Origin of the sequence: Pelagibaculum spongiae (assembly GCF_003097315.1) — a bacterium.
Lineage (GTDB): Bacteria > Pseudomonadota > Gammaproteobacteria > Enterobacterales > Pelagibaculaceae > Pelagibaculum > Pelagibaculum spongiae.
Map to the genome: position 1 here is coordinate 128676 of NZ_QDDL01000001.1, position 19901 is coordinate 148576.

At 43.4% G+C, this 19901-nt stretch carries 13 protein-coding genes; all 13 read right to left on the reverse strand.

Annotation, left to right across the window (positions count from 1 at the left end; genetic code table 11):
* Positions 1-79: 79 nt before the first annotated feature.
* The 13 genes from DC094_RS00580 to DC094_RS00640 all read right to left on the reverse strand — a co-directional run bounded on the left by DC094_RS00580 (position 80) and on the right by DC094_RS00640 (position 19886).
* A complete protein-coding gene (locus tag DC094_RS00580) occupies positions 80-364 on the reverse strand; it encodes an IQM protein middle domain-containing protein (RefSeq protein ID WP_116685161.1) in 285 nt (94 codons plus the stop codon).
* Positions 365-418: 54 nt separating this feature from the next.
* Positions 419-1399, reverse strand: coding sequence for a hypothetical protein (locus DC094_RS00585; protein ID WP_116685162.1), 981 nt, complete (start codon positions 1397-1399; stop codon positions 419-421).
* A gap of 147 nt (positions 1400-1546) precedes the next feature.
* Positions 1547-2944 (reverse strand): glycosyltransferase, encoded by a 1398-nt coding sequence (locus tag DC094_RS00590; RefSeq protein WP_206605541.1) that lies wholly within the window; start codon positions 2942-2944, stop codon positions 1547-1549.
* 11 nt (positions 2945-2955) lie between these two features.
* Positions 2956-7794: an NAD-glutamate dehydrogenase gene (locus DC094_RS00595; protein WP_116685163.1), complete on the reverse strand. Its 4839-nt coding sequence runs from the start codon at positions 7792-7794 to the stop codon at positions 2956-2958.
* A gap of 207 nt (positions 7795-8001) precedes the next feature.
* The gene (locus tag DC094_RS00600; RefSeq protein WP_116685164.1) at positions 8002-8709 is read right to left on the reverse strand and encodes a hypothetical protein; all 708 of its coding nucleotides are present in this window, start codon (positions 8707-8709) and stop codon (positions 8002-8004) included.
* 101 nt (positions 8710-8810) lie between these two features.
* Positions 8811-9032 (reverse strand): DUF2835 family protein, encoded by a 222-nt coding sequence (locus DC094_RS00605; RefSeq protein WP_116685165.1) that lies wholly within the window; start codon positions 9030-9032, stop codon positions 8811-8813.
* 1 nt (position 9033) lies between these two features.
* The gene (gene pepN, locus DC094_RS00610) at positions 9034-11649 is read right to left on the reverse strand and encodes an aminopeptidase N (RefSeq protein WP_116685166.1); all 2616 of its coding nucleotides are present in this window, start codon (positions 11647-11649) and stop codon (positions 9034-9036) included.
* 49 nt (positions 11650-11698) lie between these two features.
* The gene (locus DC094_RS00615) at positions 11699-12526 is read right to left on the reverse strand and encodes a DUF2797 domain-containing protein (protein ID WP_116685167.1); all 828 of its coding nucleotides are present in this window, start codon (positions 12524-12526) and stop codon (positions 11699-11701) included.
* 286 nt (positions 12527-12812) lie between these two features.
* Complete coding sequence (locus tag DC094_RS00620; RefSeq protein ID WP_116685168.1) at positions 12813-14840, reverse strand: NADPH-dependent 2,4-dienoyl-CoA reductase; 2028 nt, start codon at positions 14838-14840, stop codon at positions 12813-12815.
* Positions 14841-14969: 129 nt separating this feature from the next.
* The gene (locus tag DC094_RS00625; protein WP_116685169.1) at positions 14970-15533 is read right to left on the reverse strand and encodes a rhomboid family intramembrane serine protease; all 564 of its coding nucleotides are present in this window, start codon (positions 15531-15533) and stop codon (positions 14970-14972) included.
* Positions 15533-15787, reverse strand: a complete 255-nt coding sequence (locus DC094_RS00630) for a DUF1315 family protein (protein WP_116685170.1) — start codon at positions 15785-15787, stop codon at positions 15533-15535. Before DC094_RS00630 ends, DC094_RS00625 begins: the two co-directional genes overlap by 1 nt.
* A gap of 23 nt (positions 15788-15810) precedes the next feature.
* The gene (locus tag DC094_RS00635) at positions 15811-18111 is read right to left on the reverse strand and encodes an ATP-binding protein (protein WP_116685171.1); all 2301 of its coding nucleotides are present in this window, start codon (positions 18109-18111) and stop codon (positions 15811-15813) included.
* 92 nt (positions 18112-18203) lie between these two features.
* Positions 18204-19886, reverse strand: coding sequence for an Ig-like domain-containing protein (locus tag DC094_RS00640; protein ID WP_116685172.1), 1683 nt, complete (start codon positions 19884-19886; stop codon positions 18204-18206).
* Between the last annotated feature and the right edge of the window lie 15 nt (positions 19887-19901).

The window sequence follows — 19901 nt, forward strand, 5'->3', positions numbered from 1 at the left end:
TGGCCTGTCATATCATCTGATCGGTAATTCATTCATTTTTTATGACTCAGCCATGATCAGAACTACTACAATTTTTGTTCTATTTTTCAACCTCACTCATTAGCTCTTCACTGCTAACTACAACTTCATGCCCCCAACCTATAAAATTGCTTCCTCCACCCTCTGTAAGATTAACCTCAACTTTGGTTAAATCGATACCATGATGCCTTAGAGCTAATAACGCCAGTTTCAAGCTAACTAATGTAGGCTTATAGTGCCCGCTGTTGTTGCTTATTCCGGTAACTATGCCATTTTCAATTCTAATTCCACCAGCAAAAGCAATAGCCGCATTACCAAAGTAACTCGAATGATGAAAACACTTCACTCTCCTACTGCATGGATCTGCCCTCGATATACTATTTACGTGAAGTGCGCAATATCAGAACCAGTCAGCATCGATCACAAATTCACAAAAGAGAAAATCCTTTGGCCTAAGATCCCTAATCCCCCCAAAAGGCATTGCTTTTGAGTTAAATCGAGACATTGTTAAATGAGGCTGACATGAGCCATTATTCGACTTAGACAAATCTAATTTTTTTAATTTTTCCTTCATATAGTCTTTCCCATCTATTTCTGAATAATACTTCGATGGAAGAAACAGAGATTTTTCTAATGTATTAATTAACGAGTATACTATCCCACAATTAACCCTCAGTTTATAAAAATCTCTTTGCAATTCTGAAAGATAATGAAGCAAACGCTGCTCATCTTGATCAAGCTGGTCTTGCGACATACTAATCAACAGCGATGTTGGCACAGGGCCGCTTGGAGGCGGTTGGAGTAAAACTTTTCTCCTTCCCATGAATTCCTCTATTCTTTTTTTTATACTCTTGTAGTCTCGAACCTCGAATATTTCTCTTAGTTTCAATGAAGCACGGCTAAACATAACCATCATCGCTACATAAGCCAAATAATGTTTCTTTGCGGCACTCTCACAAAGCCCTTCGTAATGAATATTATGCTGATTATTCACTAAATAAGATTCGGCATCTAAAAATACTTTATATAGGATAAATGCGCTTTCGTACTTATCATCCGATGCATGATAAAGAGCCAGCACATCTGAAATTTTTGCAAAGTCGAGACCTACTCCAAAACGAATACAAACCCCCATTTTATTGACTTTCCACAACCACTCAAAACTTTCAACGCTTTCAATTATTTCGCTTTCATCAGAACGTACCGACATTAACCACTCATAAGCACTAGGAATTTCTGCGGAAACCAACAAACAACCGCCGCCTAAGGTCGGTCCTATTTTTTGTAAAATAAATGACCTAAGTTTATCAACATCATTTACATCAGTTAGCTCTGGACATTTACAACCAGCGATTCTAGTAAGATTTCTTTGAAAGTCCATACCCCACCCAACATAATTTATTAATCTCTTTGGGTCTAATTCCCCGCCGTTTGCGGCGTATAAATTAAACCTGTAATCGAAATACCCCGCTCCGGAGGAGGCGGAGGGCTTGCCCCGGGGATTTTTATCTCAACACTTTCAAAGTCACTATATTTCATGTGAAAAACCTTGTTTTGACTTCCAAGAGTTTTGCAAACCCTTCGCAACCCCCAAGTCAGGAACATTGAATATATTTGAGCAATACCCCGAAGAACCCATGTGATCGTAAGGCAAGATTAAGCGATGATAGTCAGGTTCTGTCTTAATATAATTCGCACTGCCCATCAGAGGAGTCACTTGCCAAGAAAGATTATTCACCTCTCCCGAAAGTCTAATGTTCCATCTTTGAATACAGCCCGTTTGTATAAACGCGTGGTGAAGCGGGTAAAAGTCAAGCAATTCATGAAGGTCTTCTTTTTGATACAAGCTGTTAGGGTAACGCGTAGGTTTTGCAAAAAATTGTATACTCTTGCTTTTCGCAACCTCACTAATAAAAGACAATGCTTTTCGAATAAACACAGACTGGCGCCTGCCTACATACATTAATGTATTTTCAACTGACAATAGACTCATATGATCTGCCATAGCAGATGATTGTTGAAGTGTATTCAAGCCAAATAACAAACCTAAGTGTAAATGAAGCCCTATGCTCACATCTGTATCTACTACTGAAATTTTGTCTGCTGAAGGGGTAAATTTTTGGTGTTTCAATTCTCTATATTTAAATCCTCTCCTGCTTTCTTTTTCGACAGGACCTGGGCAAGAAAATTCAAAGTCAAGATAAAGACCGCCAAACTTATATAATGCTAGCAATCTTAGAATATCTGCTGCATGAGCATATTTTTTATTATCAATTAAACTCTGACAATAAAATGAAATACTTGACCAAGAAACACTTTCTTCATCTTTTTTGTCAAAAACAAGCAATTCTCGATAATCCAGCGCCACTGTGTCATGAAGACAATACGCACCGTTAATTAACTTTTTAACATCCGTCCAAATAATATGTTTTATTTTTGCTTTTGGCTCCCAATTGTTTTCAATTTGCCTATTCGCAGCACAAACAAAAGTCATTAAATTTTCATTCGGAGGCCTCCCTATCCAGACTCTATGAGTACAAGCTTCACCCTTCGTAAAATGTGATCCCCTCTTTTCAATTACAGGAAAAAACAAATCAACCATTTGATAGAATGCTCTAGAAAATGCCGCTTTTGCGATTATTTTATCAGAGACTTTCAAATTAATCAGATACTCACAAAATACTTTATGAACATCTGACTGGCTGATTATATAAAATCTACCCAAATCTTTTTTAGCATTTTCAGCATCGTTGCGAAAAAGTGATTCAAAGCCAAAATAAACATAAGCAAGACTGGCAATTCCTGCGTTACTAAATGAGAACGCACTCTTTGCAGGCTCTTCATCCAACACACCCAAAGGACTGAGTTCAGCCCTTAATATCGCCAACATCAACTTTATTCTGCCATCATTGATAGTAACCGCCATGCTAACGCTCTTTACAACTGCCCCACCACCGCAGTCAGCTCTCTCAGCATCACCGGGTAGACGGTATATTCCACTTCAGAAGTACCTTTTAATTCAGCCAACAACTGATTCCAGCGCTCCCAAAGCGGCTCTTTCTGTTGCAGCCACAATTCAACTTCTTCGCTCGCTTTGCAGTCTTGAGCAATTTTAGAACCGATAGAACGTTGTAATTCATCCAGTTCATCTCTAAAAGCGGTTCTGGCTAACGCTTGCCAATGATTCGTCACACCTTGGCGATTTAATAATTGGCGCAACTGGTTAATGCCACTACTGCGGCCTAATTTAAGATAAAAATCAGACACCATCATTAACTTTCTTCTGCTAGAACATGCGATATCAGTGATATCCAGAGCACCGTACAAATACGGCATGCTGGCTACTTTGGCTGATAATCGCTGCGGCACTGATTCTGGCCATTCTGCCGCTGAAGGATGGTCTACCAATTGTTCCATTAAATTATCTGCAACCTGGGCAACCGATGCTTGGTAACGCTCAATTAGCGCTGCCATATCAGAACAATTTCGATAATGATTAATAAACCAACGCGCGCCCTTTCGGCACGACCGTCTGATTTCATTCATCATTTCTAGCTGCAACTGGTTAGCAATTTTATCGCCATTAGCTTCTAGCTCTAACCAGATCGACTCCAACCCTAAGCATTCCAGACTAAGCAAAGTTGCTTTAACCGCAATCGTTAATGAAACACCAGTTTCCAAAGAAATCCTGTTAATAAAGGTTGCACCTAAACGGTTCACCAAGTCATTGGCAATCTGGCAGGCAACAATTTCATTTTTAAGTGGGTGGCTAGATAAAGAGCTTTCAAATTGCTGACAAATTTGTTTCGGGAAACCCTGCGCCAAACGATTTAATAAATATTTATCATCCGATAAATCATCTTCCAGCAAGGCCTTTTTAATTTCTAATCGACTATAAGCAGCTAACACTGCTAATTCTGGCCGAGTTAAGCCTTTTTTCTGTGCTTGTCGCTCTGCTAATTGCTCATCATCAGGCAATACTTCCAGCTGACGATTTAACGTGCCTTTTTTTTCCAGATGCTGCAAAAACCGTACATCTTCCCGAAACTTAACCGCCGCCATCAATTCACTAACGCTAAGTGACAAACACTGGCGCGCATTACCTTCCAGCACCAGCATTGCAATTTCATCGGTCATTTGTTCTAACAGTTTATTACGCTGTTTTAATGTCAGATCACCCGCAGCAACTAAGCCATTCAATAAAATTTTAATATTGACTTCATGGTCTGAGCAATCAACGCCACCGGCATTATCGACAAAGTCGGTATTTACTCGTCCCCCCATCTCAGCAAATTCAATTCTCGCTGCTTGAGTCAGACCTAGGTTTCCACCTTCACCGATGACTTTGCAGCGCAGGCTTTTTGCTTCAACACGTAACAGGTCGTTGACTCGATCACCAACCTTAGCATCAGATTCGTGGCTGGCTCGAACATAGGTGCCAATGCCACCATTCCAAAGCAAATCAACTTCTGCCATTAACAGTGCTTGAATCAACTGATTGGGTTCGACTCTTTTTTGTTCAATGCCTAGCCACTGCCGCACAATTTCTGGCACCGCAATCGATTTCGCCTGGCGAGACCAAATACCACCACCTTCAGATATTAAGCTTTGGTCATATTCACCCCAACCGCTGGCTGCTTTAAATAAGCGATTGCGTTCTTTAAAAGTACTTGCTGCGTTTGGCATTGGGTCAATAAAAATATGCTGGTGATTAAAGGCAGCCTTTAAACAAATGTTTTTGGATAACAACATGCCATTACCAAAAACATCACCCGACATGTCACCAACACCTATCACTGAAAATGGTGTTTTTTGGACATTAACGCCCATTTCCAAAAAGTGACGTTTTACCGACTCCCAAGCGCCTCTAGCGGTAATCCCCATCTTTTTATGGTCATAACCCACCGAGCCACCTGATGCAAAGCCATCGCCTAGCCAGAAATGATATTCACTGGCAATCTGGTTCGCTAAATCAGAAAAAGTCGCGGTACCTTTATCGGCAGCAACCACTAAATAAGAATCATCCTGATCATGGCACACCACATGCTCAGGCGGTGCTACTTCACCTTCAATTAAATTATCTGTTAAATCAAGCAACCCTCGAATAAACTCGCTATAACATTGCTCGACTTCTTGACGAAGCTCTGCTCCCGCAAGGCTGTTGTTTTTAATAACAAAACCACCTTTGGCACCGGCAGGAACAATGACACTATTTTTTACCTGCTGAGCTTTCATCAAACCCAGCACTTCGGTACGGAAATCTTCAGGCCGCTCAGACCAACGCAAACCGCCCCGCGCAACCATGCCACCGCGCAAGTGCAACCCCTCCATTCGCGCCGAATAAACAAAAACCTCGAACATCGGACGAGGTAATGGCATACCTGGTATTTTTGAAGGATCTAATTTAAATGATAATGATGCACGTTCTGAATGATTTTTCGGCCGATAAAAATTACAGCGCAAAGTTGCTTGAAATAGCGCCAGATAGCGACGGAAAATCCTATCAACATCTCGACTTTCAATCGATTCAAGTTCTGACAAAAAGGCATCTATTTTTTGATCAAGCGCTTTATTGTTTTGTTTTTTAGGCGAAAATCTTAGCTCAAAGATCTCTATTAACCGACTGACCATGGCTGGATATTGATTTAATGCTGCTTGAATATAGCTCTGCGATAATGAAAAGTTAATTTGGCGTAAATATCGCGCATAAGAGCGAACCAATGCTATTTGCTGCCAATCTAACCCTGCAGTAACCACCAAGGCATTAAATGCATCATTCTCTGCTTGGCCCTGCCAGATTTTTTCAAATGCTGAACAAAAGCTTTTTTGTACTTTATCCAACTGAAATTTATCGCCATTGACTGGTGATAAGACAAAATCATGAATCCAAACTTGCGTTTGCTGCTTTTTATTTTTTACATTAGCTTTTGAATTAGATTGCTCAAGTGTTTCAACCGAAATGGCATAGGGGTGCGCATCCATCACCTTTAAACCAAGGTTTTCTAAAATCGGCAACACATCAGATAATGTCATCGGCAAGCCACTTTGGAACAGCTTTAAGCGAAACTGACATGCCGGATCTTCCAGCTGCCGATAAAAACTCAAAGAGATCCCATGAGCTTCGTTCAAACTAGAAATATGCTCAACATCACTGGCAGCGACTGCTGGGCTAAAAGCCTCTCGGTAACTAACAGGAAAACTTTCGGCAAATTGTTGCCAGCGAACATTACCGAGCTCTTCACCCGAATATTCAATTAAAGCCGAGTGCAATTCATCACGCCATTCTCTGGCAGACTCAATAATCTGCCGCTCCATTTTATCCTGATCATATTCAGGTAATTGTCGATTATTTAACTGAACCACAAATCGTGTTCGGGCAAGTTCTGAATCAGTAAGAATGGTACTGAAACTACATTCAGCGCCCTGAAAGCCTTTTTGGAGAATGATCTGAATTTTTTTCCGTAGTTCCGTAGTATATTTTTCTCTTGGCGTATAAACACTACACACTACATAACGCTGCCAAGGATCGACTCTCACTAACAATTTTGCTGCTGGGCAATCTTGCAGCAATAGAATTTGCCTCGCATGCTGAAATAACACCTTATCATTCATTTGGAACAATTCATCCCAAGGCATTTTTTCAACAATATTCAGCAACTTTCGGCCCAAATGCTCAGAAGATGAACAACCAGCACGGGCCAGCATTGCTTCAATTTTTCGTCTGAGCAATGGCGTTCGCTCAGCCGGTGTTTGATGTGCTTGGGAGGTAAACAAGCCCAGCAATCGGCGTTCACCTATTTCTTTTCCTGATTTATTAAAAATTGGCACTGCTAGAAAATCTAGAAACTCCGGGCGATGAATTTTACTTAATGCACTTGACTTACACACAGTGACCAAGGTTTCAGTTTCCGGCCTTATTTTGTTGTCAACATCAGCAACTGGTAATTCGGGCAGTTCGCATAACGTAACTAAATCAGGATTTAAACCAGCACTTAATATGCCAAGACCGCTGGTTTCATTTACTTTTAATTGCCGCTGCTTACCACGGCCTTGCCATTGGTAATCAATCGAGCCTAAAAATGTAAAATGGTTATCTAGCAGCCAACTCAAAAAACTTCGGCTTTCTTCCCGATGAGACTCACTACATTGGGCTGTGGCCAGCTGGCGAATTGACTGACGGACATGATCACAAATGGGTCGCCAGTCATTAACACTGGTTTCAACATGTAATAACACTTGTCGAATCGCCCCTTCCAACATATTTAACAGCAGCTGGCTTTCTTGACGATCGACCTCAATAAACAACACCATTTCAAGACTTTCATCTTCACTGGCATTGGCATTAGCCGAATCCAATGCTAACAATTGCCCTCGAACAGAGCGCTTAGCTTGCATTAACGGATAATTTATCAAGTGGATATCAAGGCCGCATGACTTAATCGCCATCTTGATTGAATCCACCAAAAAAGGTCGATAATCAGAGAGCACTTCTACCACGCTGTGGTTAGATTGCCAGCCGTGTTGCTCCAGGTCGGGGTTATACACTCGAAGCATAGATTTATTTTTATTAGTACCGCGCTTTCGCACAAAACGCCACAAACCAAGCAAAGCCGCATATGACTGTTCAGCTTGCTTTTGATAAAAAGCTTCCGGGGTATTCAAGGTGTAATTCAGATCGAGAAATCGATCCAGCAAACTACTTCGATCTGAAGGGTTCCGCTGCTCAATTAACTCTCTAAGCTTTTCCCTATGCTCTTGAACAATCACCGAATCCATGCATTCAACCTGCTCTAGCCACTATTATCCTGTTCAGAGATTAGCAACCCATGGCCTATCGTATGGGCAGTTCAGCGATTGTTAGATGTATTCTGTGAAGCGGGTCAACACTCAGGTTCTAATAAGCGTGACTAGGGCTGCGAAATGAAGAGCATTTCAGAGAAAAAACCCACCCAGCAACACTTGATGGTAATAATCGGTCACTTACTACAAATCCTCCACATCTAAAGTGGAAATATTCAACTTATATTTTTTATGAGCAAACTGCTCTGCTTGCTTTATCAACACTGATCTTTTTGGACATCCGATTGATCGGATATTCTCAACAAAATCACCAAAAACCAGCATGTAATAGCCAACACCTGATTCTTCTATTCGTTCACGTTCTACAGAGAAACACCCTATGACGTGCCCTGCTGGAATATCGTACATCGCCTCTTCTTTTACTGATTCAGAGTTCATTGCAAGTTCACCTTGCATGCCTGAAAAAACATGCTTATTCACAGCCTCTGCCGATAACGTCCGATCAATTGCAGTTTCAACATAGACAGCATAAACATAGTTTTTCTCTGATCCGACAATCCGATTCACTGGCATTGGGAAATATGCAGCCAAACAAGGCACTAACGATGCACACACAAGAGAGAATTCCTCTATTTCGATTAAGTATTTCTGCCATGGGCCAAAGCTCTTTACACGTAAAACCATATGAGGGTACATCGATAGCTCATCATTTTTAGCTAGCATCGCAAATTCAAGCATGTTCCATTTTCGCTGAAACCCGAAATTGAAAATCAATTTTTCGTTGCGAGAATCCCCTCTAAATCCTAAAACAGATTGATTTTTAATTATTTCTGAAGTTGCAGCTATCGAATACCCAGTTGAGTCTCCTGATGTATATATCTCATAGTCCATTGATTCGCCTTCATTCCTAAAACCTATTCACCTTAATAAATAAACCTATAGCTCAATATTTTAATGCGCAATGAAGTCTTTTCATTTTTTTGATCCCGTAATCAACCCAACTTTACCACCGACATAAACTTGCCCTGGCTAGAGAATTCAATACGAAAACGGCCATGGATGCCGTTGTAGGAGACGCAGTGCTGGAGCACACTGGCGGGGAATGATATGGAGCGGCCATCGATACTTCTGGCCCGCACACTAATGTGCGGGCTCAGATAGTAGCGCTGGTATTCTTCTGGCGAAATCGCCAGATCAACAACAACGCTCAGCATATTATGCCAATGACTTAGAAATGATTTCGTAGGTATTTTTCGACAATTTTGCCGCCACCATACGCTCCATTTCTGCTTTCATTAATTTCTGGCGATCAGAATCAAACTTCTTCCAACGCAAGAATGAACCGGCCAAACGTGCTGCAATTTGTGGATTGATTGCATCTAGCTCAAGAATTCGATCGGCGATAAAGCGATAACCTTCACCGTCTGCGCGATGGAAATGCACCTGATTGCGGGCAAACACTCCAATCAAACTGCGAACCTTATTTGGATTGCGAATATCAAATCCTTTATGTTCTAACAGTCCTTTAACCTTGGCTAAGGTGTCACCTTCACCGGCAGATGCCTGCAGCATAAACCACTTATCTGTTACCAGAGGATCAGCCTGCCATTTGGCATAAAAATCCACCAACGCCTGCTCGCCTGCTGCGCCATTGAGGTCAACCAACACAGACATACCGGCCATTACGTTAGTCATGTTCGGCTCAGCAAATTGTACCTGGGCTTTTTCAGTGGCTAACTGGCTGTCGATTTTGGTCAGATAACCAAGGCAGCAATTCTTCAACCGACGCACACTAGATGCGTTATCGGCCGTTGGCTCAATTTCAGCCAACTTCAGATAGGTCGCTTTAAATTGCTCAGTCATCGCCGTTGCAATATCTTGGCGCAACCAGCTGCGCACTTGGTGAATTGCATCTGGATCAACAACATCCATTTTCTCTGCCAATACCGATTCTGCCGGCAAGCCGAGTGCTAATGCACGCAGTGCAGGATTCAAGGATTCATCAACCAATGTTTTAGCTAATGCTTCAACCAAACCTTGTGGCCGCTGCAGGCTTTCGCCCTTGGCTAATTTGGCAACGCCATCAAGCATCCAGTTAATCGCTAACTGCTGAATGGCTTCCCAACGGTTGAATTCGTCATCGTCGTTAGCGGCCAGGAACAACTGATCTTGGTCGGTCAGATCACTATCCATAATCACTGGCGCAGAGAAACCGCGCAGCAATGAAGGCACTGGCTTTTCAGCTAAGCCTGAGAATACGAAAGTCTGTTCGGCTTCCAGTACATCCAACACTAGTTCGTCAGTTACTGGCTTGTCTGAACCTTGCAGATTCAGCGGCATCCGATTGCCTTGGCCATCTAGCAGAGCAAAGCGCAGTGGAATATGGAACGGAAGTTTTTCTTCCTGACCCGGAGTTGCGGGCGTAGCTTGTGACACTTTTAAAGAGAAGGTGCCATTTGCAAATTCGCTGCGAACCGTCAAACGTGGCGTGCCTGCTTGGGCGTACCAACGGCTGAAACGGCTTAAATCAACACCGGTTGCATCTTGCATGGCCGACAAGAAATCATCACAAGTAACCGCTTGGCCATCGTGACGCTTAAAGTACAAGTCCATGCCCTTACGGAAGCCATCTTTGCCGAGCAAAGTTTGGTACATCCGAATCACTTCACCGCCTTTTTGATAGACAGTTACCGTGTAGAAGTTATTCATTTCGATGTAAGAAGCCGGACGAATTGGATGCGACATTGGGCCGTCATCTTCCGGGAACTGGTGCGCACGAACTACGGCGACATCTTCAATTCGCTTAACCGAACGCGCATTCATATCTGAGCTGAATTCTTGGTCACGGAATACCGTTAAACCTTCTTTCAAACTCAGTTGGAACCAATCACGACAAGTGACTCGGTTGCCGGTCCAGTTATGGAAATATTCATGGCCAATAACGCCCTCGATACCTTCATAATCGGTATCGGTTGCGGTTTCTGGCTTAGCAAGAACAAACTTAGAGTTAAATACGTTTAACCCTTTATTTTCCATCGCGCCCATATTGAAATCATTGACCGCGACGATCATGTAAATATCCAGGTCATATTCCAGACCAAAAGTATCTTCATCCCATTTCATCGACTTTTTCAGCGATTCCATAGCATGGTCGCATTTATCGATGTTTTGCGATTCAACATAAATGCGCAGATCAACTTCACGACCAGAAATAGTGGTGTAGCTGTCCTGAATAAATTCCAGTTGACCGGCAACCAGCGCAAATAAATAGGCTGGTTTTACAAACGGATCTTGCCAAGTTGCAAAATGGCGACCGCCGTCCAGTTCACCTTGCTCGATCAGGTTACCGTTCGACAGCAGCACCGGATAACGGCTTTTATCACCCTCAACTCGGGTAATAAACTTAGCCATTACATCGGGGCGATCTTGGTAATAGGTGATTTTGCGGAAACCTTCGGCTTCGCACTGGGTGCAGAAATTACCAGAAGACTGATACAGGCCTTCCAGTTCAGTATTGGTTTCAGGGTGGATACGCACCTGACTTTCTAATACAAATTCAGCCGGTACGCTATGGATGGTTAAACCTTCATCATCTACCGCATACTGGTCTTGGTTGAGCAACTGGCCGTTAATGCTTAACGATAACAATTCTAGTTTTTCACCATCTAAACGCAATGGCTGGCTAGCATCGCCAGTCGCATTTAAATTCATTTTTGCCGAAACCAGTGTTTCGGTTTCATCCAGCTTAAAGGTCAGCGCAACATCGCTAATCAGGTAATCTGGCTGTTTATAATCTTTGAGGTATTTAACCTCTGGCTGTGCACCTTGCATCTATATAACTCCCTGTGTCTGGCAGCAGTAATTTGTATGCTGCTCAGATCTAATCAGAAAAAACCTCGGTATCGTACCCGGCAAACTTACGAATGTTTATCACGCCGGTATCAAGGATCAGATATTGTCCCTTAATGGCATGTAAAGTGCCTTCAACTTCGGCCTGCTTGTCAAAATTAAAACTGGTGACCTTGATTGGCCATTGAATGGAGGGGTAACTAAACTGATGCATTTCTGCTTCGGTTTGTCGTATTACGCTACCCTCACCGAATTGCTCGATTAACTGCTGTTCATAATCGGCAGCATGCAAATACGCTTGATCTCGCACCTCAACTAAATCAACTTCTTGCTGCTCATTTTTCAACATTTTCCGCCAATTGGTTTTATCGGCGTAGAACTGTTTTAAATGGGTTTCCAACAAACCGGAAATATAGCGACTAGAAACTTGGTATAACGGCAAAGCAGCCGCAGCACCTTGGTCAATCCACCGCCCAATCGGCATTCGAGTAATCCCGACTTTCAAACCAGAAGAATTGGCTAAATAAACCGTATGCGGTTGCATACAATGCTTTTCAGCCCACTCAGGCTCACGACAAGTACCTTGATCAAAATGGCATTTTTCCGGGCTGACCATACAGACATCGCACGATGCCAATTTTTTAAAGCACGGGAAACAGTGCCCGCCGTTAAAACTTTTTTTGGTTTTACGGCCACAGCTAGTGCAATGAATAATACCCTGATAATTCAAACGGATTTTTTTGCCAATAAAGTCATTTAGCAATAGTTGTTCACCATCGGCATTCAATAGCCAATAGTTCACCGGATCGGCTTGCTCGGTGGCCATTTTGCGCAAGCAGCCAGAGAAAATTTTGTCCATCGGGTATCTTCAACAGAAAACAGGTGGACGGATTGTACGTGATTTGGGCAGATTTGGCACAAAGCAGGGAATAGCTAATGAAAATCAGATGTATCAATTGAAATAAGCATCGGATTTTTTGAATAATTACGCATCGATCTTAATAAATATGTAGGTTGTTTAGAGCGGAGCGTGACATTTCAACAACCAGTGCTACTCGCAATGCTCATGACAACCCACACAGGAAAACGATAATTCAAGCAAAAAAATGACTGACAAATGTCAGTCATTTTTTAATATCTAACCATTAAATCGAAACAGCGACTTCGGCACCTTGTTTAATCGCGCGCTTGGCATCGAGTTCACTCGCCAAATCTGCGCCGCCAATTAAATGCACTTTTACACCAGCATCAATTAACGGTTGCTGCAGTGATTTTTCAGAGCTTTGACCGGCGCAGATAATCACATTATCGACATCGAGTAATTGTGCTTTGCCATCAATGCTAATGTGCAAGCCTTGGTCATCAATTTTTTGATAACTGACATTGCCCAGCATATGAACATTACGATTTTTTAATTGGGTTCGATGAATCCAGCCGGTAGTTTTACCTAGCTTGGCACCTGGCTTGCCTTGTGTCCGTTGCAACAACCAAATCTGCCGCGGCGGATTTTCCCGTACCGGTGCAATCACACCACCACGAGTTTCGTTACTCATATCAACGCCCCATTCCGCCATATAACTGGCAACCGGGTCTTGATTAAGTGCTTCTTGGTGGGTTAAATATTCCGCGGTATCAAAACCAATACCACCCGCACCAATAATGGCTACTTTTTGGCCAACCGGCGCTTTATGCTTTAACACATCCAAATAGCCGAGCACTTTTTTATGTTCGACACCTTCAATCGGTGGCGTGCGTGGTAAAATTCCCGTCGCCAAAACGACTTCATCAAACTTACCGATTAAATCTTCAGCAATAATTGGCGTATTTAATTGTAAATCGACACCGGTAGTTTCAATTTTACGGCCGAAATAACGAATCGTTTCTGAAAATTCATCTTTTCCAGGAATTTGTTTTGCCACGTTAAATTGGCCGCCAACAACCGGTGCTGCATCAAACAAAGTCACGTCATGACCTCGCTCAGCAGCCACTGTGGCGCAACTTAAACCAGCAGGGCCGGCGCCTACCACTGCAATTTTCTTTTTGCTGGTGGTCGGCAAATAATTCAGTTCGGTTTCGTAACAAGCGCGGGGGTTGACCAAACAAGATGCACGTTTGGCTTTAAAGACATGGTCAAGGCACGCTTGGTTACAACCGATGCAAGTATTAATCTCATCTTCACGGCCTTGCTCGGCTTTGATGACCAAATCGGGATCAGCCAAGAATGGACGCGCCATCGACACCATATCGGCATCGCCACGAACCAAAACATCTTCACCTACTTGCGGCATATTAATTCGGTTAGTGGTGCACAGCGGAATATTCACTTCACCGCGTAACTTTTTAGTGACCCAGCTGAAACCTGCTCTAGGCACCATGGTTGCAATGGTTGGAACGCGCGCTTCGTGCCAGCCAATACCGGTGTTAATAATCGTCACACCGGCTTTTTCTAGTTCTTTAGCCAGCAAAACAATTTCTTCCCAGCTACTGCCTTTTTCGATTAAATCGAGCATCGACAAGCGGAAAATAATAATAAATTCTTCGCCGACTCTTTGGCGAATACGACGAACTATTTCCAGCGGAAAACGAATTCTATTTTGATAACTTCCGCCCCAATCATCGGTGCGGTGGTTAGTATGCTCAGCAATAAACTGATTAATTAAATAACCTTCCGAGCCCATTACCTCAACGCCATCATAACCCGCCTGTTGAGCCAAATAAGCACAACGAGCAAAGTCATCAATGGTTTTTTCAACCTTACGGCCTGACATTGGCTTAGGTTTAAAAGGACTAATCGGTGATTTAATCGGGGAAGGTGCAACAGCCAGCGGGTGATAGGCATAACGTCCAGTATGCAAAATTTGCATACAAATCTTACCGCCCTCTGCGTGAACTGCATCGGTAACGACCTTATGTTTCCAGACATGGAGTTTATTGGTCATTTGAGCGTGAGTCGGCGCACCTCGTCCAGCCAAACTCGGCGCAATACCACCCGTGACCATCAAGCCAACACCACCACGGGCGCGTTCAGCAAAATATGCGGCCATTTTATCCAACCGACCAAACAGGCTTTCTTCAAGGCCTGTATGCATCGAGCCCATCAGCACCCGATTTTTCAATTGAGTGAAGCCCAAGTCGAGCGGTTGCAGCAAATTCGGATATTTCGAGTGTGTCATTGTTATGCCTCTTATTTCGACACTATGTCAGCATTATGCCCGAACGGTCATAACTGGCAAGCAAGATATTAGAGGCAACAATAAATGAAGGCAGTAAAGCGAGGGATGATAACGAGTTGGATTCTGGCTTTATTTTCTAAAAGCCAGAACTGCTGCAGCAAGAATGGCACCGACAACTAAACCACCAAGATGGGCAAAGTTAGCGATACTACCTAGTAAGCCAGTCCAACCAAGCACCAGAAAAACCAGCATCATGGTCATTAAACCGGAAGGAATTAAATAGCCAGACCAAGGTTCGCGCTTTTGCCAGAGCCACAACCAAGCCAGCAATCCATACAGCACGCCAGAAAAACCGCCAAAGAAAGGCCCTGTCATATAATACTGAACCAGGTTTGAAATAACCCCAGTTACTACAACCAATCCCAGTAATACATATCGGCCTTGAATTCTTTCAATTTGACGGCCAAATTCCCACAGCCAGTACATATTGAAAATCAGATGCAGTGCTGAGAAATGTAAAAATATCGGGGTAACAAAACGCCACGGCTGATCAAATGCAGAAAGGCTGTTCTGGTAAGCCGAGATGGCAAAGAATTGAAACGGCCAATTTTGGTTGAGCGCCAGAAATGGCAGACTCAACAATAACGACGCAGCAATAAAAGCAATCGTCATTATTGGCTGACGATTGCTCATTATTCGTCACTCAATTTGATGACTTGCGGCACTACTTCAGCTTTAGGCATCACGCTTTTGCAGCCTAGCTCTGATTTGGTACGAGTAAGCGACTCACCGTGTAATTGCTCCCAAGCCAGCATCAAATCCATACAATGCTGTTTTTGCTCTGCTGATAAATAATTACCATCGGCCCAACGACTGGTTTCAACCGATTGCTTGATATTAAGATAGGTTTCTCGGCTCATTTTTTGAACCATGGCTTGCAGCGACATACAACGTCTCACAAATAAACGAACTACTTAGATAAGGGCAGCTCAATGATAAAACAACTGCCCTGCCCCGGCTGAGAATCGACACGAATAGTACCGCTATGAATATCCGTGATAATGAAATAAGAAACCGACAAACCAAGCCCGGTTCCAATACCGACTGCTTTAGTCGTAAAGAAGGGTTCGAAAATTCGACTGCGAATTTTTTCAGTAATTCCCGGCCCGTTATCCGCGATTTCAAGTCGTGCCTTACCCTCTAGTTTGGTGCTTCGCATGGTTATTTTCGGATGATCGACTCTTCCATCCATTGCTTGTGCGGCATTTTTCAGCAGGTTTAAAACGACTTGCTCTATCTGACCTGGGTCACACGGCAAGGTAGTAATATCTACATCGTATTCTCGTTGAATTTCAATGCTTCTAAAATCAAAATGTTTTTTCAAATCATAGTCATTAGCCGCCAATTCAACTGACCGATCAAGCAATCGATGAATATCGGTTTCGGTATGATTGCCTTCACTGCGACGACTAAAGCCCAGCATATTTCGAACAATGGTCGATGCTCGCTCGCCAGACTCTCTGACACCAGCAAGAAACTTCAAAATATCGCGGCGCTTGAGATATTCCTCAACCTTGAGCAAATCTAGCCCAAGCTCTTTGGCTACCTGACGGTTTCTCGGCAATATACTGCTTAATCGGCGCTCAACATTTTGCGTGCTTTGCAAAATGCTACCCAGCGGATTGTTGATTTCATGCGCCATGCCTGCAGCCAAACCGCCAACTGACATCATTTTCTCGGTTTGCACCATGATTTCTTTCAGGCGAACCTGGTCGGTCACTTCTTCTAGGTGAACTACCGCACCTTCAAATCCCTGACCGTCTAACGGATAAACCGCAAAGTTATAATAACGAACCGTATCACCATCAATATGTTGCAGTTTTGGCCGCAACAACGGTGTTTTTTGGCGAATACAGGAAATGATATTGCCGATCTCACCGCTTAAAGGCTCAAGCAATTCATGTAATGGTTGGCCAAGCGCTTGGTCTTCTCGCCGGAAAGACAACACTTCTGCAGCACGATTCCAATGCGTCACCCGGCCATAGGTATCAACACCCGCTAACACAGCAGGAATGGCATCAATGATATTTTTCAGGAAGTTTTTAATCTGAATTAGTTCACGTTCAGCGCGTTCGGCAGCGCGAAGCTGAACTTGCAGATTATGATTAAGATCGCGAATGCGTTCTTCAGTTTCTTTGCGCTCACTAATATCCGTATGAATGCCCAAGATACCGATTACCTGGCCTGCTTTATCGTGAATCGGCACTTCAGAAATTAGATAGGTCGCCATTCGCCCTTCGGCATTAACGAAACTTTCTTCACGGTTAATTCGTGGCCGACCGGTTTCAATAATTTTTTGGTCTTGGTGCTTTGACACCGGCAGCGCCAGATTCAACTCGTCATCAGTTAAACCGACAATTTCCCGAGAACTACTAACACCTGCCAAGCGGGCAAAATTTTCATTGCCGCCTAAATAGTGACTGGCTCGATCTTTCCAATAAATCGCACTGGGTAGATTGGAGATAATGTTATTTAACAAATCCCGCTGCTCTGATAAACGACTTTGTGCTTCCAGCCGTCGCTCCAACTCAGCACCCAGATTGACCCGCATGGTATTAATCGCCGCGACTACCTGATCTAAATCATCTAACCCGGTTTTTTTGCGCCGACCGCCGCGAATGGTTAACTCACGATCTAAATGATGAATGTCTAACCGCCGAGCATAAGCTGCCATATCATTTAAATGCCGGGTCACCATCAGCTGAAACATGACAATCAAAAATGCGGCAAACAAGAATATTTTTAATGCTTCTGCAACAAACGTGGTCAGCATCTGATCTTTAAGACGCGTCCAGGCTGCTTCGATGTTGGCGGTTAAATGCAAAACACCCAATGGGTATTCGGTGCCGCCTTGTACATCCATGACAAAGAAAGTGCGCTGTAACGCGAGGTGATCTGCCTCAGCAGGCACGCCCCGAGAGATTACCTCATAGGGTGTTGCCAGCTCGACATATTGAATTTCAGGAATTTTTAGAATGCCTTCCAGTTGCAAATTGAGCTGCTGCTCATCAACATTCCATAAAGCAGAAGATATCGCACCGAGATGACTAAATTGAACTTCATTTAACCTGCGCTCAATAGTTGCCCGGTCTTTTTCATAACCCAGATACAACTGTAGCCCAGTCGCCAGCACAGTGATCAGCGCACTGAAAGCCAAAATATTAAGAGCCAGTTTAAAGGCAATACTGTTGCGATAATCAGGAGGAAGCATTTGGTCTTGTTATGAAAACAGCATCAAGGAAGGGTAAGCAAATGTGAGGGCAAAAGAAAGCCCCGCGATGCGGGGCTTCTTCTTCAATACAATTAATCTTCAACTACATATGTAATCGCCAGCGTAGAGACACCACTATCAGCTCGTGAAACAGTAATAGTCACCGTCAGAGTGCCTTCTTCTGGAGGCGTTCCACTACCGCCATCTGGCTGAACCAAAGTGAAGTTCAACCAAGACTGTCCATTTTCTAGAGTAGCCGTCTGCCCCAGAGTTGCACTTGGTGCAGCGGGTATCATGTCAACATCTTCAGCAGCAATAGCTATTGTCGTACCAGCAGCTAAAGGGTTGCCATTTTGATCTTGAACCAACAGTGTAAGTTCATCCCCATATGTATAAGGAGTTGCTTCAGCCACCAACTTATCCAAGATAGCAATAGTTTGAGCATATGAACTTCTAGCAACTGCTGCCTGGATTATAGGTCTAGCACTTGCTGGCAAAATTCGTGCATTTATCGTTCTACCCGACATAACAACGGTTCTTTGATCATAAAGGAATAATGTTCCTCTAGTACAAGATGCATTTGTCTCTTCGCAACGCAAACCTGTGTATTTCGCATCCCCGGCCGTTCTAGTGCCATCACCATCACGATCTACAATCGGCTCAGCTGAATCATAAACACCATTATTATTTGAATCAGTGTAAGTTTCACTTGGATCGAAAGCACTATTGCCATTTGCATCAACAAATGCCTCAGCAATATCATATTGACCGTTAAAATTCACATCCAGATAAGGTTCAGCTAAATCACCACCTGGCTGATTATTAACGCCAATAACTGTTTCACCAGCATCATAGACACCATTTTGGTTTGGATCATTAAACGATTCTTCGCCTTCAGTCCACGCTAAAACGGCAGCTCGGCCACAAACAGCAACAGCTTCATTAATATCAATGCCTGTGAGACCGGTTTGAGCAGCACTCAAGGTCACTTGCTCGTAATAACAAGGCTGCGGATCTTGACTTTCCCAAGTAACAGAACAAGATGCAGTTCCTCCAGCAAGGGCCGTTGGACAACTTGACTGGATTGCACCACCATTGGTAATGAAACTAACTGGCGTGCCATCTTGAACTGGATTATTTACATGGTCAGCCAATCGAATATTAATCCCTGCAGTTGCGCCATCGAATTCATAGCCATCGACGTTAGTCGCAGCCTGTGACAACGAAAAGGAATTAGCATCCGGCACTGATCCACCAATGGTAAATACTTGGTTCTTAGTTTCAGTTATTGATGATTGCTGTACTGATGCCGCAAGAATAAACGCAGTTGCTGTTGTTCCACTGGTTATAGTGGTGCTGGCTTGTCCGTTAGCATCTGTTGTTGCCGATGCTTGGCTAATAGCAATTCCACCTGATGAAGTACTAAGACTGAAAGAAACAGTCAAACCAGCAACAGGTGTTCCATCCTCACTGCACGCACTAAAAACAACAGTAGAACTTTGAGGTCGATTATCACTTTGGCTACCTTTTTGTGCTAACTCCAAAGAAGATGCGCCGTCAAAATTGACAAAGCCAAGTGTCGCAGAAGATCCCGTACCAACACAGGTAGTAGCAAATGGTTGTGTTGTCGGCGGCGTAACCGTTCCACCATCCGTTCCACCATCTGTTCCACCACCAGAAGTCGTATCAGTTACCCCAGAACCCCCACAGCCCGCCATTAGCAGAACACTAAAGGCAACAACTGCACTCCTTTTCAGAAAAGAGCCTTTTTTCATTATTGAATTCTCCTT